The 1,975-nt window shown below is 43.8% G+C and carries 1 protein-coding gene; it reads right to left on the bottom strand.

The genetic code is table 11. The annotated features are described in order from the left end of the window. On the bottom strand, positions 1–1,975 hold a 1,975-nt coding region (locus ACRCJ0_RS12885), incomplete at both ends, for an AIR synthase-related protein (RefSeq protein WP_431390681.1).

The following is a 1,975-nucleotide window of genomic DNA, read 5'->3' as shown; positions in this document are numbered from 1 at the left end:
AACCATCACTTGACAGTCAAATCCAGCTTCTTCAAGGGCAAATTGTAAGTCATATTCACCATTGGTCCCGTATAAAACTGGAATCAAGGCTTTGACAGGGGTTGCTGTATTGCCAAGGGCACCATTAGGGCACGCAAAACTATTGCCTGCGACAATCTCAGGTGTTTGGCGGTCAGCAGTTTCAATCTGATCAAATACAGAAGCAAAAACTTCATTTGAAGCAGTTTCAATCGCCTTAACAGCGTAGTCTTGACCAGCAATTTGAATGTTATCCGCTTGCGTTTGGCCAACAACTTGGTAAGGAATATCACCAAGTAAGTCTTTAGGATCGCCGGCTAATTCTAAAAGGAAAGCCCCCATCATTGGTTCAGCCAAGCGGTTAGTGAAGTCCTCTGAAATAGCGACAGAAATCCCGTTTCCATAAGACATTTCGATTAAATCTTTCAACATTCCGTTAAAACCAACAGTTGAAGCAGCTAATAAAGCGTCCCCTTTAGCCAATTGATGGATGGTTTCATAAATCGCTTTTTCTTGGTCTAAATCGATAGTCCAGTCACGGTTTAATGGGTTTTCCACTAAGACAACTGTTGAACCCACTTGTTTGAAGGCACGAGAAACCACTTGGTCTACGTGGCCTTGTGCAACCGCGAATGACAATAAAGTTGGTGGTACGTCGATATCATCAAAGGTGCCTGACATGGAATCCTTCCCACCGATGCTCGCTAAATCAAGTCCTGACATGGCTAAGTTGGCCCCTAATAGAGATAAAACAGGTTTACCCCAGCGTTCTGGATCATTTTGTAAGTTTTCAAAGAATTCTTGGAAAGATAGGCGTAAATCTTTATAGTCAAATCCTAAGGCCACCATGCGGCTAACTGATTCAATAACTGAGTAAAAAGCCCCGTGGAATGGTGACTGTTCTGATAAGTAAGGGTCAAATCCGTAAGCCATACCAGACGTTGTGGTCGTTTTACCACCAGCAACTGGTAATTTTGAGACCATACCTAATTCAGGCGTTGCCCGGTATTTTCCGCCAAATGGGAAGAGTACAGACGCACGACCAATCGAACCGTCAAACTGTTCCGCCATAGCCTTTTGGCCCGCTCTATTTAAGGTTGACATATAAGCTTTTAGTGCCGCTTCATCCCAGACTGTCCCTGCTTTCACATCATTTTGGAAAAGGGTTTTTGGTTGTAGTAAGGTTGCATTCGCGTGTTTAGCCGCCCCATTTGAATCTAAGAAGGCTCTTGATAAATCAATGATTTGCTTACCTGACCAAGTCATTTGCATCCGGTCATTATTAGTCACTTCAGCAATAATCGTCGACTCAACATCTTCCTCTTCGCAGTATTGTAAAAAGACTTCAATGTCTTTCTCAGCAACCACAACAGCCATACGTTCTTGCGATTCAGAAAGGGCAATTTCACCACCATGCATACCAGGATATTTCACCGGTACGTCATCCAGTTGAATATCCAATCCGTCTGCAAGCTCACCAACAGCAACAGAAATCCCACCAGCACCAAAGTCGTTACAACGTTTGATTAAACGTGTTGCTTCACCGCGTCTAAATAAACGGGTAATTTTTCTTTCAATGGCTGCTGCCCCTTTTTGCACTTCAGCACCTGCATTTTCAAGAGATTGTTCCGTTTGAATTTGCGATGACCCAACGGCTGCACCCAAACCGTCACGACCAGTCCGGCCACCTAATAAGATGATTTTATCTGTTGCAACAGGTACTTCGCGGACGATATTTTCTTTTGGTGCCGCTGAAATTAAAGCCCCTGTTTCCAAACGTTTAGCTTCATAACCAGGATGGTAAATTTCTTCAGCATAACCACCCGTTAAACCGATTTGGTTGGCGTAATCGCTATTACCTTCTAAGGCACGTTTCGTAATGGTTCTTTGCGGTAACTTTTCAGGATGAGTGGCATCAAGTGGTAGATTAGGGTCTTTAGCCCCCGAAATCCGCATC

This window comes from Aerococcus sp. L_32, assembly GCF_050689315.1.
This window is presented reverse-complemented; position numbering and strand designations above follow the sequence as displayed.